General features: G+C 52.3%; 17 protein-coding genes and 2 pseudogenes. 9 read left to right on the plus strand and 10 right to left on the minus strand.

Going from position 1 to position 17,106, the window contains the following annotated elements; genetic code table 11:
• The first annotated feature begins 1 nt into the window (after position 1).
• From AB1E22_RS08230 to AB1E22_RS08265, 8 genes and pseudogenes are all read left to right on the plus strand, one after another.
• On the plus strand, positions 2-1,369 hold the full coding sequence (locus AB1E22_RS08230) for a PTS sugar transporter subunit IIC (RefSeq protein ID WP_367594888.1): 1,368 nt from the start codon (positions 2-4) through the stop codon (positions 1,367-1,369).
• Positions 1,356-2,198: a class II fructose-bisphosphate aldolase gene (locus tag AB1E22_RS08235; protein WP_367594889.1), complete on the plus strand. Its 843-nt coding sequence runs from the start codon at positions 1,356-1,358 to the stop codon at positions 2,196-2,198. Before AB1E22_RS08230 ends, AB1E22_RS08235 begins: the two co-directional genes overlap by 14 nt.
• A gap of 68 nt (positions 2,199-2,266) precedes the next feature.
• A complete protein-coding gene (locus AB1E22_RS08240) occupies positions 2,267-2,536 on the plus strand; it encodes a hypothetical protein (protein WP_367594890.1) in 270 nt (89 codons plus the stop codon).
• A gap of 9 nt (positions 2,537-2,545) precedes the next feature.
• Positions 2,546-2,983 carry a PTS sugar transporter subunit IIA gene (locus tag AB1E22_RS08245; protein WP_367594891.1) on the plus strand — a complete coding sequence of 146 codons (438 nt, stop codon included), beginning with the start codon at positions 2,546-2,548 and terminating at the stop codon, positions 2,981-2,983.
• Positions 2,980-3,537: an AAA family ATPase gene (locus tag AB1E22_RS08250; RefSeq protein ID WP_367594892.1), complete on the plus strand. Its 558-nt coding sequence runs from the start codon at positions 2,980-2,982 to the stop codon at positions 3,535-3,537. Before AB1E22_RS08245 ends, AB1E22_RS08250 begins: the two co-directional genes overlap by 4 nt.
• Positions 3,538-3,654: 117 nt before the next feature.
• Positions 3,655-4,614, plus strand: a complete 960-nt coding sequence (locus tag AB1E22_RS08255; protein ID WP_367594893.1) for a chemotaxis protein — start codon at positions 3,655-3,657, stop codon at positions 4,612-4,614.
• A 217-nt stretch (positions 4,615-4,831) separates the two neighbouring features.
• A pseudogene (locus AB1E22_RS08260) lies at positions 4,832-5,389 on the plus strand (hypothetical protein); the annotation flags it as partial.
• Positions 5,390-5,422: 33 nt separating this feature from the next.
• A pseudogene (locus tag AB1E22_RS08265) lies at positions 5,423-5,536 on the plus strand (hypothetical protein); the annotation flags it as partial.
• 114 nt (positions 5,537-5,650) lie between these two features.
• Here AB1E22_RS08265 and AB1E22_RS08270 read toward each other — a convergent pair.
• From AB1E22_RS08270 to AB1E22_RS08280, 3 genes are read right to left on the minus strand one after another with little or no spacing between them, the layout of a single operon-like run.
• Positions 5,651-6,379: a GntR family transcriptional regulator gene (locus tag AB1E22_RS08270; RefSeq protein WP_367594894.1), complete on the minus strand. Its 729-nt coding sequence runs from the start codon at positions 6,377-6,379 to the stop codon at positions 5,651-5,653.
• 33 nt (positions 6,380-6,412) lie between these two features.
• Positions 6,413-7,663, minus strand: coding sequence for a PTS sugar transporter subunit IIC (locus AB1E22_RS08275; protein WP_367594895.1), 1,251 nt, complete (start codon positions 7,661-7,663; stop codon positions 6,413-6,415).
• 25 nt (positions 7,664-7,688) lie between these two features.
• Positions 7,689-9,011: a 6-phospho-beta-glucosidase gene (locus AB1E22_RS08280; protein ID WP_367594896.1), complete on the minus strand. Its 1,323-nt coding sequence runs from the start codon at positions 9,009-9,011 to the stop codon at positions 7,689-7,691.
• A 444-nt stretch (positions 9,012-9,455) separates the two neighbouring features.
• Here AB1E22_RS08280 and AB1E22_RS08285 point away from each other — a divergent pair, with 444 nt between their 5' ends.
• A complete protein-coding gene (locus AB1E22_RS08285; protein WP_367594897.1) occupies positions 9,456-9,761 on the plus strand; it encodes an endonuclease domain-containing protein in 306 nt (101 codons plus the stop codon).
• A gap of 1 nt (position 9,762) precedes the next feature.
• Here the strand turns inward: AB1E22_RS08285 and rhaM are convergent, their stop codons facing one another.
• The 7 genes from rhaM to rhaD form a co-directional block, all read right to left on the minus strand.
• A complete protein-coding gene (gene rhaM / locus AB1E22_RS08290) occupies positions 9,763-10,077 on the minus strand; it encodes an L-rhamnose mutarotase (protein ID WP_367594898.1) in 315 nt (104 codons plus the stop codon).
• Positions 10,074-11,222 (minus strand): lactaldehyde reductase, encoded by a 1,149-nt coding sequence (gene fucO, locus AB1E22_RS08295; protein WP_367594899.1) that lies wholly within the window; start codon positions 11,220-11,222, stop codon positions 10,074-10,076. Before fucO ends, rhaM begins: the two co-directional genes overlap by 4 nt.
• 91 nt (positions 11,223-11,313) lie before the next feature.
• The gene (locus AB1E22_RS08300) at positions 11,314-12,318 is read right to left on the minus strand and encodes an ABC transporter permease (RefSeq protein WP_367594900.1); all 1,005 of its coding nucleotides are present in this window, start codon (positions 12,316-12,318) and stop codon (positions 11,314-11,316) included.
• Positions 12,311-13,318, minus strand: coding sequence for an ABC transporter permease (locus AB1E22_RS08305; RefSeq protein WP_367594901.1), 1,008 nt, complete (start codon positions 13,316-13,318; stop codon positions 12,311-12,313). Before AB1E22_RS08305 ends, AB1E22_RS08300 begins: the two co-directional genes overlap by 8 nt.
• Entirely contained in the window at positions 13,318-14,829 is a 1,512-nt protein-coding gene (locus AB1E22_RS08310; protein ID WP_367594902.1) for a sugar ABC transporter ATP-binding protein, read from the minus strand. Before AB1E22_RS08310 ends, AB1E22_RS08305 begins: the two co-directional genes overlap by 1 nt.
• Before the next feature lie 102 nt (positions 14,830-14,931).
• Positions 14,932-15,924 carry a rhamnose ABC transporter substrate-binding protein gene (gene rhaS, locus AB1E22_RS08315; protein ID WP_367594903.1) on the minus strand — a complete coding sequence of 331 codons (993 nt, stop codon included), beginning with the start codon at positions 15,922-15,924 and terminating at the stop codon, positions 14,932-14,934.
• A 253-nt stretch (positions 15,925-16,177) separates the two neighbouring features.
• On the minus strand, positions 16,178-17,002 hold the full coding sequence (gene rhaD, locus AB1E22_RS08320) for a rhamnulose-1-phosphate aldolase (RefSeq protein ID WP_367594904.1): 825 nt from the start codon (positions 17,000-17,002) through the stop codon (positions 16,178-16,180).
• Positions 17,003-17,106 lie beyond the last annotated feature (104 nt).

Below are 17,106 nucleotides of genomic sequence, written 5' to 3' on the forward strand. Positions count from 1 at the left end.
CATGAATAGCATCATTAACTTTATTGTTAAAGACCTGCTAGGACAGGCATCAATATTGATTGCCTTTATTGCCATGATCGGTCTTTTGCTGCAAAAAAAATCGAAAGGCAAAGTGGCGGAAGGCACGTTTAAAACGCTCCTCGGCTTTTTAATCATGATGGCGGGCATCAACATTATTGTGGATACCCTGACTTTCCTGAACGATATTTTCACCCACGGCTTTGGCATGAAAGGCTACATCACCGATGTGGCGGCGATTGCGGGGCTGGCAAACCGCGAATTGGGTTCCGAAGTGGCGCTCACGCTGATGGTGATATTTATCGTCAACATTATTATTGCCCGCATCACGCCGTTTAAGTACATCTTCCTGACCGGGCAAGCCCTACTGTGGATGGCGACCATTGGCGCGGTTATCGGCTACAAAGCCGGTCTGACCGGGCTGCCGCTCATTCTTACCGGTGGGATTTTCGGTGGAATTATGGCGGTGCTGATGCCCGCGCTTGCCCAACCTGTCGTGCGCCGCATTACCGGGTCTGACGACGTAGCCCTGGGGCACTTCTGCACCATCGGTTATCTGGTGCAGGCGGCGGTGGCGAAGGTCGTTGGCAAAGGGTCGAAATCCACCGAAGACCTGGTTTTGCCGGATAACTTTAAATTCCTGCAAGACACTTATTTGTCGATGGCCGTCGTCATGATCCCGATGTATTTGATACCTGCCCTGGCGGCTGGCCCGGAATACATCGGCAAATACTCCAACGGCGTTAACTACCTGATGTTTGCTTTTATGCAGTCGATTCAGTTTGTTGCCGGAGTATTTGTACTCTACAGCGGCGTACGTTTGCTGCTTAACGAACTGGTGCCTGCATTCCGCGGCATCGCCATGCGCATTGTGCCTGACGCCAAACCCGCTCTGGATTGCCCGGTGCTGTTCCCTTACGCCCCCAACGCAGTGATTGTCGGCTTCCTTGCCACCACCGCGGGTTCCATCATCGGCATGATTGTCTTCCCAATGTTTGGCCTCGCCATGATTCTGCCTGGTTTATTAACGAACTTCTTTGCCGGTGGCACCGCAGGGATTTTTGGTAACGCGATGGGCGGTAGACGCGGCGCGGTTATCGGCGGCGTGGTTCACGGTCTGTTTATCACCTTCCTGCCCGCCATATTAGTTCCGATGCTGGAAAGCTACGGCTTTACCGGTGTGACCTTCAGCGATTCCGATGTCATCAGTAGCGGCCTGATTTTGGGGCATGTCTTCCAGAATAACTGGACGTTTGTCGGCTGTTTCATCCTGTTCGTGGCGCTTATCGCCTGGTTCGTGAATGGCAAATCAACCAAACCTCAAGAGGAAAAAGCACATGAGTCTGTATAACTTCCCTAATTTATTGCAGGTGGCAAAAGATCGTAATTTTAAAGCAGTGGGCTCCTTTAATTTGCACTGTCTTGAAATGCTGCCCGCTTATTTTAAAGCCGCCAAAGCCACCAACAGCCCATTAATGATTCAAATCTCGACCGGTACGGCAGAATATTTAGGTTATCGTTTATTGGTTGATTCCATTCGTTCATTATCTGAAAGCGAGCAAATACCAACATGTTTGCATCTGGATCACTGCTCAGATATTGAATCGATTAAAACGGCAATCGACGCTGGATTTAGTTCGGTCATGTATGACGGCTCACATCTGGATATGGCAGAAAATATCGCTAATACCCGCAAGGTCATTGATATCGCTCGCCCGCGTCACATTTCGGTGGAAGCGGAATTAGGCGCTATCGGTGGTTCAGAAGATGGCAAAGCGGTCGCCATGGAGGATATTTGCTTTACCACCACGGAAGATGCCAAACGCTTTGTGGATGAAACCGGCGTCGATATGCTGGCGGTATCCGTCGGGACGGTGCATGGCCTGTACACTGGCAAAGCGCAAATTCAGCACCAACGCCTGGCAGAGATCAGCGAAGTGACCAAAACCCCGCTGGTTCTGCACGGCGGCACAGGTGTGAGCGATGAAGATATGCGCCGCGCCGTTGCCGGTGGTATCGATAAAGTGAACGTCGGCACCGAAATGAACGTGCAATGGGTCGGCCACTGCAAAGAGACATTTGAGAAAGGCAAAGTGAACGACAGCGTACGTAAATTTCTGATCCCGGCAAATGATGCCGTCGCTGCGGTATTAATCGAGAAGATCGCATTATTTAAATAATTCAGGCGCTATCCTTTACTCTTCATTGTAACCCTGGTTGCGTGGCAATCATTGGGCGGGAGCTAGCTATGTTTGGATCTTTAAAAAAACTTTTTCAAAAAGATAATTCAGATACGTCACAATATGATATTCAGGCTGCACAGCTTGAAGCTGAATTAACCGAACTGGAAAAGGCATTAACAGAACAACCCAATAATGGCGAAAGGCAGAAGGCATTAATGTTGCGCTATAACCAGGCGTTACAAGTTTTCGCGAAGAGTAAAACCCACCGTCAGCATATTGATGCTTTATTTGTGAAAATTGATGAGTTGCGAAATATTATTCGCAAGACGATTTAAGGAGCCATTATGGCTATTAAAGAGTTATTAATTGAAGCGCAGGCAATACAGGTCGGCGTGCGCGAAACGGACTGGAAAAAGGTGATTCAACTTGCGGCTAAACCGCTGGTTGATAATGGCTATATCCTACCCTCCTATCACCAGGCGGTCATTAATAACACTCTGGAGCATGGCGCGTATTACGTTTTTGAAGAGGGCGTCGCCATGCCCCACGCCCGCCCGGAATGCGGCGTTATCAAAAATTGTTTCAGCCTGGTTTTACTCGATGAGCCGATTGCCTTTGCCGACAGTGATAAGGCCGATATTGTCATTATGTTTGCCGCCCGCGACAGCAACGGGCATATCGAAGAGGGCATTCGCGCCATTGTGAATTTACTCGGCGATGACGACGTGATGGCAAAATTGCGTCGGGCAAAAGCCAGGGAAGAGGTGATCGCAATCTTATGAGCCAGATTTCGCGAACACCGGGCAAAACGGTGGTGCTGGTCAACGGCGTTCCAGCCTCAGGTAAAAGCACCGTCGCCCGTTTATTATCAGAACATTTTGCCCTCCCCGTTCTGACTATCGACGGCATCAAAGAGCCGTTTATGGCGCAGTTCGAAGAAATTGACCGACCGTTTAACCGCCGCCTCGGCTGCGCCGCCTACGAGGTAATCTGGTCGATTGTTGGCGACAGCCCCACGCAATGCGTGTTTCTTATCGACGCGTGGTTTGGCTTCCAGCCAAAAGACGTTCTGGAGCGTTATCTGGGCCAGGCCGGTGTCACCCGCGTTTTAGAAGTATGGAATCATATTCCAGGAAACCTTGCGGCAGAGCGTTACGCGCAACGGCTTGATGTGCGGCGTAACGGTCATCCGGGGGAAGAGTATCTGCCGGAATTAACGAGGCTTGCAGATAACGCACAACCTATGGCGCTTGGGCCGGTTTATACCGTCGAGCAGGGAAAAACCATAGACAGTGAGGCTCTGATTGCGTGGCTGGGGAAAGCGCTTGGAAACTAACGAAAATGCCCTCTCTGGCTGAGAGGGTATTTTTAAAATCAATGAAATTGTTCACTCTGCCGATAACCTCTACAGGCGCCCAGGCAAAGCAGCGGCGGGTAATCACTTGAGGTCAAAATGGACAATTTTCAAAAAGATATTGATGAAAGGGCAAACCTGGCGTTATCCAATAAATTTGAACTGCTCCTGTTTCGTTTAGGCAAAGGCCAGCACGGCGACAAATCTGAGCTGTACGGCATCAACGTCTTTAAGCTGCGTGAAATTGTCCCCATGCCGAAGATCAATCGCGCGGCGGGAATGATGTCCCCGCTGTTGGGAATGGCAAATATTCGTGACCAGTTTATCCCGGTTATCGACCTCGCTGCCGTTACCGGTTGTGCGCCACAAACCGGCCTGAATCTATTGTTAATCACCGAATACGCCCGCAGCACGCAGGCTTTTGCAGTGGAGTCGGTGGAGAACATTATTCGCCTCGACTGGAGCCAGGTGCACGCGGCGGAGTCCGGCGTAAGCAGCCGCAATATCACCAGCATTGCTTCGCTCGATAGCGACGAATACAAGGGTGAATTAGCGCTGGTGCTCGACGTAGAACAAATCCTTTATGACATCATCCCCTCCGGGCGCAACGTGGACGTCGCCGCGCTTGAAGAGAAAACGTATCCCCTGAAACCCGGTGCCGTGGCGATTGTGGCAGAAGACTCAAAGGTCGCCCGCCTGATGCTGGAGCAAGGCCTGAAAGGCATGGGCATCCCAGTGATGATGCACTCCACCGGGCTGGAAGCATGGGAGAAAATCAAGGTTATCGCCGCCGAAGCCAAAGCCGCCGGGCAGCCGATTACCGACCGCATTGGCATGGTGTTAACCGACATCGAAATGCCGGAGATGGACGGATTTACCCTGACGCGAAATATTAAAACGGATATGACGCTAAAGCAGATTCCGGTGGTGATTCACTCGTCTTTATCGGGCAGTGCAAATGAAGACCACGTGCGCAAAGTGGGCGCTAACGGCTATGTCGCGAAGTTCGATGTGAAGGAGCTTTCCGAGGTGATTCATAAGGCGCTGGAAGGCGTCTGATTTTGGTGTTTGCGAGCCATGCCGCAGGCTGTGCTTTTCAGAATTAAAACCTCTTGCTGGCAATAATCAATCGCAGTATTGTTGCGCCGCACCTGCAAAATCAGGTGCCGGGATTAGCCTCTTGCCAATATCTTACTGGTGACACATGACGCGCCAGCGTCTTTTTTGTGTCGCATGCTTTGCTGCACCCTCAATGGTGGGCTGAGCGGGGGCATCGAAAGATGCGCCGGTGTCCAGTAAGGCCGGTAAGGCTAACCTCGTTCAGCTCACCACCCATGAGATTAGCCTCTCTGGTGGTGAGAAAATCTCACTTACTGGAGGCTGCCAAATGGCTACTACCCCAACCCAAACTCATGCTCAAGAACCCTCTCCGCTTACGCTGACTTTCAGCGTCGACACCGATTTCACCGTGCTGGCGGATTATTGCGAACGCTTCGCCGACTCGCTGATTGAAAGCGCAAAACCGGGGGAAAAACGCGTACTTTGTTATCGCCTTGCGGAGTGCCTGGAACTGCTGTTCATAACGCTTAACGACCCTATTCCAGAGCATCTGATTGAAAGCTTCACCGTGGATGATATTCCGGCGGCACCGGCTTTCGAACCCGAACCCGAAGCGCTTTGCCATTACTGCCTGACGCTGGCAAATATCCTCAATAACCACCGTTTTTCCGCCACGGAAGAACAAGCGCTGACCGGGCTGCTGTTTGAGCTCACCAACTATTTTGCCGATGAGCTACGCGCGCCGCGCTTTGTACGAACGGCAATAACGATGTAAAGGGTTTAAAGCTTTTGTAGGTCGGGTAAGGCGCAGGCCGCCACCCGACATATCCGCGCGGTTTATGACGAAGGAGAGCTTGAACAAAGTTCAACCTGTAAGGATTACTTACAAGTTCAAACCGAAGGCGCGAGGCAAATCCATCGCCAGTCAACAGAAAAAGGACCTCTAATTTGAACCAACTGCCCGTCTGGATAATATGGCGAACCGGATACTTTGTTCAGCGGTTCAGGTTGGGAATTAGGTGACAAACGGTGGGCATCATTTCCCCACCCAGCTATTTTTGATTTTGAACATGTCCGCGCGGTTGTAGCTGCAGGAAAAGTTGAACGCTTTGCCATCTTCGAGTTTGGTGACACCGGAAACTTTTAGCATCGGTAACCCTGCGGAAATCGACAGCAAAGCCGCAAGCTCTTCACTGAATAAATCACCTTCAATAACCGAGTTATAAAACTTAATTTTCTTGCCCGTGACTTCTTCGATGTACTGGTACAACGACCCCTGCTCAAGCACCGCAGCGGGAATGTTGGCGATTACATCGCTGTTAATCCACGAGTCCTCAACCAGCACCGGAATGTCATCGATAAGACGCACCCGGCGGATAAAATGAACGCGGTGCGTTGGCTGCATTTCCAGTTGCCCCGCTATCTTCTGCGGAGCCTTGATTAGATCGTGCGTAATTAACTGGCTGGTGATTTTTGCCTGCTGACCAAATTCACGAGAAAACCCGAGGATGGAATCCCCGGTGCCGTTGTTGAGCATAAACACATTGTCTTCAATGACGTTCGCGACAAACATGCCTTTGCCATGAATGCGCTCAATAAGCCCCTCTTGTTCAAGAACATTCATCGCCTTTTGCAGCGTCACCCGCGTAACGCCATATTGCGCGGCAAGCTCTCTTTCCGAGGGGATTTTCTCGCCCACCTGGTAGCGATGGCTGAGGATATCTTCCCGAATACTGTTCTTAATTTCGATATATCGCGCAGCCATTAGGTTCCCTTTCCAGACGTGTTCAGCAGTGGGTTAGTGTACCACTTCCGCCACCTCTCCTGCCTCCTGCGCCTCGGTTGCCAACTGTTTAACCTCCATTATTCTGAAGAAGGGATAGTAAATAAGCGTCGAGATAACAATCATGCAGCCTGACCAGATTGCCGCAGAAATATTCCCGCCGGTGGCGAAATACGCATTCAGAATAGGCGGCATTGTCCAGGGGATCTGGAATACCGGCCTACCTATAATACCGAAGTCCATTAATAAATATGAGCAGGTGCAAATCACCATGGGAGCAACGATCAGCGGGAACATCATTATTGGGTTGAGCACCATCGGAACACCAAAAATAACCGGCTCATTGATGCAAAAAATAGACGGGCCAAAAGAGACGCGGCCAATGGATTTATAGTAACGGCTTTTGGACAGCAGCATAGCCAGCACTAATCCCATAGTGGCTCCTGACCCGCCGGTACAAATAAAGAAGTTATAAAATCCTTCGGCAGTAATATGCGGAACGGGCTGCCCGTTAAGATACGCCTGAGTGTTTTCCGCGATGAATTTCAAAAAGATGGGGCTGGTGATCCCGGAAAGCACGTTGGTGCCATGAATGCCGCAGCTCCATAACAACGAAATAAGCGCGACCAGAATTAACATACCCGGCAGGGTATCTAAACCGTGAACCAGCGGGCTGAGCAGCAGAGTAAAGAAGGCGTTGAGATCAAAATCCAAAATCACGCGCACAAACCAGACTAACGTCAAACAAACTACCGCGGGCACCAGGCTGATAAAAGATTGCAGCACGGCGGGAGGAACGCCTTCCGGCATACGGATATAGATTTTATGGGTGATAAAAAACCGCACCGTATAAACCGTAAATATCGACAAGATAATGGCCGAGAACAGCCCGGCGGCACCAAAGTTATCGACGTTAATTTTATACTGGCTATCAAGCTGCGCCAGAACGAAAACCGAAACCGTAATACAGCAACAGCTTAACCCATCGAGCTGATACTGCTTTGCCAGGTTATAGCTGATACCAATTGCGGCGACTAAACCGATAATCCCGAAAGTGGCCTGCACGGGCACACTGAGTTTATTAGCATAATCGCCCAGAAACTCACTCCAGCCAGGAATCGGTAAATTAGCCACAATCAGGAATAAGCTTCCGGCAATAATAAACGGCAACGTAAAGGCAATGCCGTTGCGAACCGCAACCAAAATAACGTTATTGCCGATCTTCATTAAGACGGGAATAAGTCTGTTTTCCAGAAAATTTTGCATGGAATATCCCTTTTAAAAACTGCATTTATTCATCCGTGGAAAGTGCGTATTGCGGTAAGAAATCACGATTGGCGGCTAAATAATCCCTGAGGATATTTTCTGCTACCGCAACTGAGGGCACCAACGGATGAGCAGCCAACGCCAACAGCGCGGTTTGGGTATTGCCGGTCATGGCGGCTTCAATGGTTAGTTCTTCAAAGGCTTTCACGCTCTGAATCAGACCGCGAATACGCGCGGGTAAACGCCCATATGCCAGCGGACGCGCGCCCTGCTTATCAATCACCGCATTAGTCTCAATCACTGCATCATCGGGTAAATCTGGCGTGGCTCCGCGATTGGCAGTGTTAACCACATGGACTTCTTTTTTATTGTTGTAGAGCGCGCTGATAATGGAGCAGGCGGTATCGGAATAATAAGCGCCACCGCGGCTGGATAATTCCGGTGGTTTTTCACAAAGCTCAGGGTTGCGATAGATCTCAAAAAGGGATTTTTCAATCTGGAGCGAGCGTTCGCCGCGCGTGCCGCCATTGCGTAACGCTTCAAGTTCGTGCTGCACCATTTCCTGGTTCAGGTAGAAGTACTTTAAATAGGAGAGCGGGTAAAAATTCAGTGCGCGGATAAATTCGGCGGGCAGACCAATATCGGGGATGTTTTTTAGTTTGTTATCGCTGACGCCCAGCGCTAATTTCTCAATAAAATCAGCGGAAATATCCGTGCCGTGCAACGTTATTCGATCGGCGAAAATCAAATGATTCAGCCCCATAATTCGGGCATCAATCGCCTCGCGGCCCACGCCGTAGGCTTTGGCAATATCCATCATCATGCTGTTGGCACCGCTACAGATGCCGAGCGATTTAATCTTGCTGTGCTTTTCTATCGCTTGCGTAACAATCCCCGCCGGATTGGTGAAATTAATCAGCCAGGCATCCGGGCAAAGCGTCTCCATCTCTTTGCAGATTTCCAGTAGTACAGGAATCGTGCGCTGCGCCTTCATGAATCCGCCGGGGCCGGTAGTTTCCTGGCCCAACACGCCATAATGCAGGGGGATTTTTTCATCCTGAATACGGGCGGCTAACTGCCCCACGCGGATTTGCGTGGTGACAAAATCGGCATCTTTAAGCGCCTGTTTGCGGTCGGTGGTGAGATGCACCGTCATCGGGATGCCCGCTTTTTTTACCATGCGCTGGGCGAGTTGCCCGACGATCTCCAGCTTTTCACGGCCGGTTTCAATATCCACCAGCCAGTATTCGCTGACCGGGAGTTCGGCGTGCCTCTTAATAAATCCGTCGATCAGTTCTGGGGTGTAGCCAGACCCGCCGCCGAGCGTGACTATTTTTAAGGGCTTCATACATTTTCCTTTTTTTTGCGATTAACTGGCATATGCCAGATTGAAAAAGAAAATATCACAACCCCTTCAGGCAACAAGGGAGGTTTGTCACATAAAAAATGTGGATATTAAAAATAAGCGCGAGGAGGCGTTTAAGTTCGTTGTTTGCGAGCAATACCGAAGGTTGTGGCTTTGAGGTTTGTTGATGGGTGTTTAGCGCAGTATCGTTTTGTTTTTTATAGAATGAGATGCGGAAGCGGCAGGGATTATATGACTTGTAATGACTCAACCCAAGATAGTGACCCCACCCCAGCCCTCCCCTTACCAGGGGAGGGAGCAATTAACTCCTCCCCCTGGCAAGGGGGAGGCCGGGAGGGGGTCAGGCCAAAACGCTACACCCACAAAAATAGCCTTTTCAATTTATCCGCCCACACACTACAGCGTCGTGAACTCCGCAAAAATCTCATGCATCCCGAACGTATTCTTTGGACCCGACTCTGCTGCCAACAATTGGGTACTAAATTCCGCCGTCAGCACGGAATCGGCCACTATATTGTCGATTTTTACTGTGCAGAGTTTTCGCTGGTTATAGAGCTGGATGGTGATAGCCACTACCGTCCCGAAGCGTGGGAATATGACAAACAGCGCGATGCTTTTATGCAGTCCCGGAATATCCGCGTTTTGCGCATTGCTAATAATGAGGTGATCAACAATCTGGATGGCGTTCTTAGCCATATTATCCGGTTGTTGTCACCCCATGACACTTGCTGATTTACGCTAAATAAAACACTTCTTTTAACTCGGCACTGACCGGGCTGTTATCGGCATTGCTTGGCATAATTTCGCTCATGTGCTTCCACCAGCGCTGGCACACTTCCGTTTGGGCAACGGCGTTCCAGCGGGCTTCGGACTCAATCTCTACCGTGGCAAAAAGTAGGTTGCGTTGAGCATCAAGATAAATAGCGTAGTGATGAGCACCGTGCTGTTTAAGTACCGCCTCCAGCTCTGGCCAAATTGGCGTATGGCGGCGCTGATATTCTTCATGAGCATCGGGATTTACCTGCATGACAAAGGCTTTGCGGATCATAGCGCCTCCAGATAAAGCTCGCGCACTTCATCCCGAGAGGCCACGCGCGGGTTACACGGCGCACAAGGGTCAGCAAGGGCTTTATCCAGCCAGCCTTCGATATCCGCCGTATTGATGCCGAGTTCGCTAAAGCCGGATGGGATCCCCACGCGAGCGGAAAGTTCACGAATAGCAAGAATAGCCTCAAAGCTGGCCTCTTCTTCGTCCATTTCCTGCGTATCAACCCCCATCGCTGCGGCAACTTTCGCAAAACGTGAAACAGCTTTTGGGCGGTTAAAGGCTTCAATGATCGGCAGCAAAATCGCATTACACACGCCGTGCGGCAGGTTGTGCGTCGCGCCCGGTTGGTGTGCCAGAGCATGCACCAGGCCAAGTCCGGCGCTGTTGAACGCCATGCCCGCGAGGTATTGCCCGTAAGCCATCATTTCGCGCGCTTCAAGGTTATGCCCGTTATCGACGGCTTTCGGTAACCACTCACTAATCAGGCGAATAGACTCCAGTGCGTTGGCGTCGGTCAGCGGGTGCGCGGCAACAGAAACATAGGCTTCGATGGCGTGCGTCAGCGCGTCCATGCCGGTTGCCGCCGTCACACTGGCTGGAATATCCAGCATCACGCTCGCGTCATCGACGGCAATGTCCGGGATCAGATTGGTGTCGATAATCACCTCTTTCACATGGCGCACGGAATCGGTGATCACCGCGTTGCTCGTCATCTCCGCCGCGGTGCCTGCGGTAGTGTTGATCGCCACCAGCGGAACGCCCGGATGAGTGACTTTGCCCACGCCGGAATAAGCGGTTGATGGGCCTGGGTTTGCCGTCAGGATTTTCACCGCTTTGGCGGTATCAATTGGGCTCCCACCGCCAAACGCAATCAGGTAATCACAGCCCGCCGCCTGGTATGCCGCGAAACCTTTTTGCACCAGCTCTTCCGTCGGGTTCGGGAACACTTCGTCGAACAGTTCGTAAGAAAGCTCGTGCTCATCAAGCGCGGTAAAGAGGCTATCAAGCAGACCCATTTTCACCAGATGCCCGTCGGTGATAATTAACGCTTTTCCCCAGGGTTTAGCGGCAATTAAATTCACCATATCGCCGATGGCACCCGCGCCGTGAAGGCTGATTTTTGGTAAGGCCAACATAAAGCTCATTGCTATTCTCCTTAATATTAATGTTGCGAATTCTTTGTCTTGGGCTGCGGCGGACCCCACCCCAACCCTCCCCTTTCCAGGGGAGGGAGCTTTAACGCCGTGTCCGTTGCATAATGCGGCGGGTAATAATCGGTAGAGAAATCACGGTAATTAGCATCGCGCCGACAATAATCGACATCACGATGCCCGGCACATTCAAGAGACTCAGGCCGAACGTGACGAGCCCCATCAGGAACGCGGCGATAATTACGCCCGCCATGCTGCCGGAGCCGCCCAGAATATTGACGCCGCCCAGCACCGCCATAGTCACCACGCTCAGCTCCCAACCCATTGCGATGGTCGGTCGCGTACTGCCAAGCCGCGAGGTCAACAGCACCGACGCAAGCCCCGCCATCACGCCCACCAGCACAAACAGCAGCAGGTTATGGCGTTTCACGTTGATGCCGGAGTACCAGGCACCGGTCGGGTTATTGCCGATGGCGTATGTCCGGCGGCCAAAGTTGGTTTTATGCAGCAGGAAAGCAAACAGCGCCCCGAGCACGATAAACAGCGCAAATTCAAACGACAGTGCGCCCCAGACGTAACCCTGCCCGAACCACGCGAAACTCTCCGGGTAATGATTAAGCGCCTGATCGCCCAGCAGAATGTAAGTAATGCCCCGGTACAAGCTCATGGTGCCGATGGTGATCACAATCGAAGAGAGGTTAAAGCGAGTCACCAACAGGCCGTTGAACAAGCCGCAAAGCAGCCCGACGCCCAAGCCGATGCACACTAATCCCGGCGTATCGACACCCGCCTGAGCACAAAAGCCCATCACCGTCGAACTCAGTGCAATAGTGGACGCCACGGACAGGTCGATTTCACGGGCGATAATCAGCATCGCCATCGGCAGCACGATGATCGCTTTCTCGGTGAAGTTGAATGTGGCGTCCGACAAGTTCCAGATGTTCAGGAAATAGGGGGATGCCAGGGCGTTAACCACAAATACCGCCAGCGTCACCGCCAGTAAGAACGACTCCCAGCAGAGTAAACGGCGGAATAACGGAACCGGTGCGACCGGCGGCGGCGTGGAGTCAGAAATCAGCGTTTTATTCATGGCCCACGACCTCCTTTTGTCGGGAGAGCGCAACATCGCGCAAAATCAGCCGCCCTTTGCGTTTATTGCCGCGTTCGTTCAGGAACACCGCCACCACAATGACCGCCCCGGAAATCGCCATTTGCCAGAACGGCGAAACGCCAATCACCGGCAGCGCATTGTTGATCACGCCAAGGAACAGCGCGCCAAACAAGCAGCCAAGCACGCGACCGATGCCGCCCATCGTGCTGATGCCGCCGATCACACAGGCAGCGACAATTTGCAGCTCGAAACCATTGGCAACGTCGACATACGCCACAGCAAAACGAGAAATCCACAGATAACCGCAGAACCCCGCCAGCGCGCCGGAAAGACTGAAGCTGATGAACTGCATTTTTCCCGCGTTGATGCCAGTGTAATACGCCGCCGTCGCGTTGCCGCCCGCGGTGTACATCGCCCGTCCGGTGCGGCTGTAACGCAAGAAATAGCCGACCAGTAAAAGTGCCGCCACCGCACACCAGCTTAATAGCGGCATGCCTAAAACCACCGCACGCGGCAGCCCGAGGAAATCGCTACTCATTTGATGGGCGTTAATCCAGCCGCCGTTTGAGAGCAGGAAAATAATGCCGCGATAAATGCTCATGGTGCCGAGCGTGACGACGATCGCCGGAATGCCGAGTTTCCAGACCAGCAAACCGTTAATCATGCCCATCACCAGGCCGAGTACCGTTGCCAATACCAGCAGCGCCAGGACCGGAATTTGTGGGTAGTGGAAGTTAAGGAGCGCGACAATCATGCCGGTCAGCGCCAGGTTCGCCGCCATCGACAAATCAATGCCTTTGGTGAGCAGCACCATCATCTGGCCGAGGGCGAGAATGATCAGAATCGAGGTGTCGTTGAACATCTCCACCAGATTGCCCGGCGCGAGAAACGACGGTACCCGGCTGCCAATGCCGAGCGCCATCAATACGATGACCCCGGCCAGAAGAAATTCACGGTGTTTGAGCAGGGTTTGCCACATTATGCTGCCTCCTCTCGCGAGCCGCTGGCGGCGCTGACAATCGTTTCTGCCGTCGCTTCACCGGCCTGGTATTCGGCAACCATCAATCCTTCGTGCATCACGATAATACGGTCAGCCATGCCCATCACTTCCGGCAATTCTGACGACACCATAATCACCGCCAGCCCCTGCCCGACCAGCTCAGACATAAACTGATGCACCGCCGCTTTCGAGCCGATATCAATGCCTTTGGTCGGCTCATCGAGAATGATCACCGTCGGCTGCGTTGCCAGCCATTTACCGATGACGACTTTTTGTTGATTGCCGCCCGAAAGCGTTTCAACCGGCTGTTTCCAGCTAAAAGCCTTCACCTGCAAGCGTTTGGCATATTCGTCGGCAAGCGCCCATTCCCGCGCCTCGTTTAACACCCCGCGCGGGTTAAGACGGCTTAACTGCGGCAGGCTGATGTTCTGGTAAATCGGCAATTCGATAATCGCGCCCTGCTTCTGGCGCTCTTCCGGCACGCAGACAATCCCGGCTTTGATGGCATCGGCTGGCTGGCGGAACTGCATGATTTTGCCGTTTAAACGAATTTCACCGTGGCTTGGGTGAGAAACGCCGGAAAGCGCCTGCATAAGCTCGGTGCGCCCGGCCCCCACCAGGCCATAAAATCCGAGGATTTCTCCTTTACGCAGTTGGAAATTGATATGGGCGAACTCGGTCGGATGGCAGAGATCTTTTACCTCCAGCACCACGTCGCCTGGCTCGCAGTTCACTTTCGGGAAGGCGTGAGTGATTTCGCGCCCAACCATCATGGTGACCATTCGCTCTTCGGTTATTTCATTGATTTGCCCGGAGCTGATGTACACCCCGTCGCGCAGAATGGTGTAGTGATCGGCAATGGCAAAAATCTCGTCAAATTTGTGGGAGATAAACAGAATCGCTTTTCCCTCAGCTTTGAGCCGTTCAACGATCTGATAAAACTCAACGATTTCATGCTGAGAAAGTGCGGCGGTCGGTTCGTCGAGAATCACGACTTGCGCTTCAAACGACAGCGCTCGCGCAATCGCCACCATATGGCGCTGGGCAATACTGAGTGTTTTGAGCGTGGCGCGTGGATTAATTGGCACTTCAAGGCGGGTGAGGATTTCCTGCGCTTTTTGGTGCATCGCAGGCCAGTCGAGCTTTTTGAAGAGGCCGCGATACAAATAGTGGCCGACAAAAATGTTTTCGGTCACCGTCAATTCATCGAACAGCACCGTTTCCTGGTGAATCGCCGTGATGCCGACTTTGTGCGCCGCTTCCGGATTGGGCAGCGTTATCGGTATCGCTTTATAGAGCAGCTCGCCCTCTTCCGGCTGATAAATCCCGGTCATCACTTTGACCAGCGTGGATTTTCCCGCGCCGTTTTCACCGATTAGCGCCGTGACTTTCCCCGGCCACAAATCGAGATGAACATTTTCAAGGGCGCGAACGCCGGGGAACACTTTGGTGATCCCCTTCAGGGAGAGCAATGGTGTTGAGTCTGTCATGATAAGTTCCCCATCCAAAATGGTGGATGGCGCGAACGCTTATCCACCCTACGTTTGGCCTTTGTAGGGCGGGTAAGCAAAGCGTCACCCGCCAATACCCAGTCAGAATATTTTGGAGAATTTATCGATGTTACTGGCATCATAAACAAACGGCTCAGCCATCGCGCCGCTGCCGTCCGCATCCAGTTTTACTTTACCCAGTTTGCCCATGCTGGCTTCGGTTTTTGTGGCACTTCCTTTCACTAAATCGTCAGCCAGGTAAGTGGCGGCGTAGCCCAGATCAATCGGGTTCCAGATGGCGAAACTTTTCGAGGCACCGGATTTCACCGCGCCCGCCATTTCAGACGGCAGGCCCAGGCCAGTCACATAAACTTTGCCGATTTTGCCCTGATCTTTTACCGCCTGCGCCGCCGCAACAATCCCGACGGACGAAGGCGAAACGATCACTTTTAAATCGGGATAGGACTTCAGCAGGCCCACGGTTTCGCGGTAGCTTTTATCAGAAAGATCATCGCCATAAGCGACGGTCACCAGATTGATGGACGGGTACTTAGGCAGCACCTTTTTCATCTCCTCAATCCAGATGTTCTGGTTTGTGGAGGTTGGTGTCGCGCTAAGAATCGCCACATCACCTTTTTCTACGTTCATCGCTTTTAACGCATCTGCGGCGAGCTTGACGTTGGTTTCGCCAATTAACGCGTTATTGGAAGGATTGAGATGGATCTGGCGGCCTTCTTTCGCCACGCCTGAATCCCAGGAAACAACTTTAATCCCGCGCTGCATGGCCTTTTTCAGCACCGGAACCAGCGCGTCAGGGTCATTGGCAGAAATAGCGATGGCATCAACACCTTGGGCGATCAAGCCGTTGAGAACTTCAATTTGCGCTTCGGCGGTTGTGGTGGTGGGGCCGGTATAAATGACCTTCACATCCCCCAACTCTTTGGCGGCCTCTTGCGCCCCCACGTTTGCGGCTTCAAAGAACCCATTGCCGAGTGACTTTGCCACCAGGGCAATTTTCACTTCAGCAAAGGCAGAGCTGGACAGCGCCAGTGCGACAACGGTAAGCGTACAACCTAATATTGCTTTAGTTTTCATTGCTTGTACTCCGATGTATCCCCGCCATATTTCAAGTTGTTGGTGCGTTGGCTGCTCGCCTTCACCCCAGTCACATAGCTATCTATGCTCCCGGGGACTCATGCGCTTGCCGCCTTCCCACAACTCGAACTATTTTGGGGAGGATGTAGGGTTTGCAGGTTTTTTTTATTATGTCGAGCTTGTCGGATGACGCTTCGCTTATCCGACCTACTATTGCCCGGTGTTTGTATCAAAAGCGTCCACCGTTACAGATTTACAGCTCCAATGCGCTTGCTAATGGGGTCACGCCAAAACGTTTACCGAGGGCGATAAGCTCGTCACGACTGATGGTTTGCTTCATGCCCCCCATCGAAATGACTTTTACCAGCACTTCGGCTGACTTCTCGGCGGTATCGATTAGACCAAATGCTTCATCAAGCGTTGGGCCGCTACCGAATACCCCGTGGAACGGCCACAGCACCAGCGAGTGTTTTGCCATCTCACCCGCCGTTGCGTTGCCAATTTCGTCGGTACCCGGCACCATCCACGGCAGAATGCCCACGCCGTCCGGGAACACCACCAGGCATTCGGTGCTGCCTTCCCACAGTTTGCGGGTGATAACGTCGGTGTCGTTTTCCAGCACGTAGGTCAAGGCGATCAGGTTGGTGGCGTGGCAGTGCATAATCACGCGATCTTTCCCGCCCGTCGTTTTGATGCGAACGCTATGTGACTGGAAGTGTGACGCAAGCTCAGAGGTCGGCACCGCTTCGTTCTCAAGCCCCCACAAAATGTGGTAGCCCGTACCGCGGTTGTCCACTTTCACCACGCCAATATTTGCTGCCGGATCGAGTTGTACGTTGCGGAAGAATTTCCCGGAACCGGTGACGATAAACGGCGTGTTCGCCAGATCAGGCATCGGCTGGCTTAATGCGATGTAACGTGGAGAAGCATGGAAATCGGCCTGGAATGGCGCGATATCCGCTTCATCCAGACGCATTGTGATGTTGCCGCCGTTACGTTCATCCCAGCCTTTCAGCCAGGCATCGCTCGTTGCTTTGATCATGCCTTCTACAAACCAGGCGTTAAGGATGTTCTGCATAGTGTTGTGATTCCTTTATCTTTAATTGTCGGCAGGGGTGGGTCGGATGGCGCTTACGCTTATCCGACCTTCATCAGCTCAACCTTCGTAGGGTGGATAAGCGA

This window comes from Buttiauxella gaviniae, from assembly GCF_040786275.1.
In the GTDB taxonomy this organism is placed as follows: Bacteria; Pseudomonadota; Gammaproteobacteria; order Enterobacterales; family Enterobacteriaceae; genus Buttiauxella; species Buttiauxella gaviniae_A.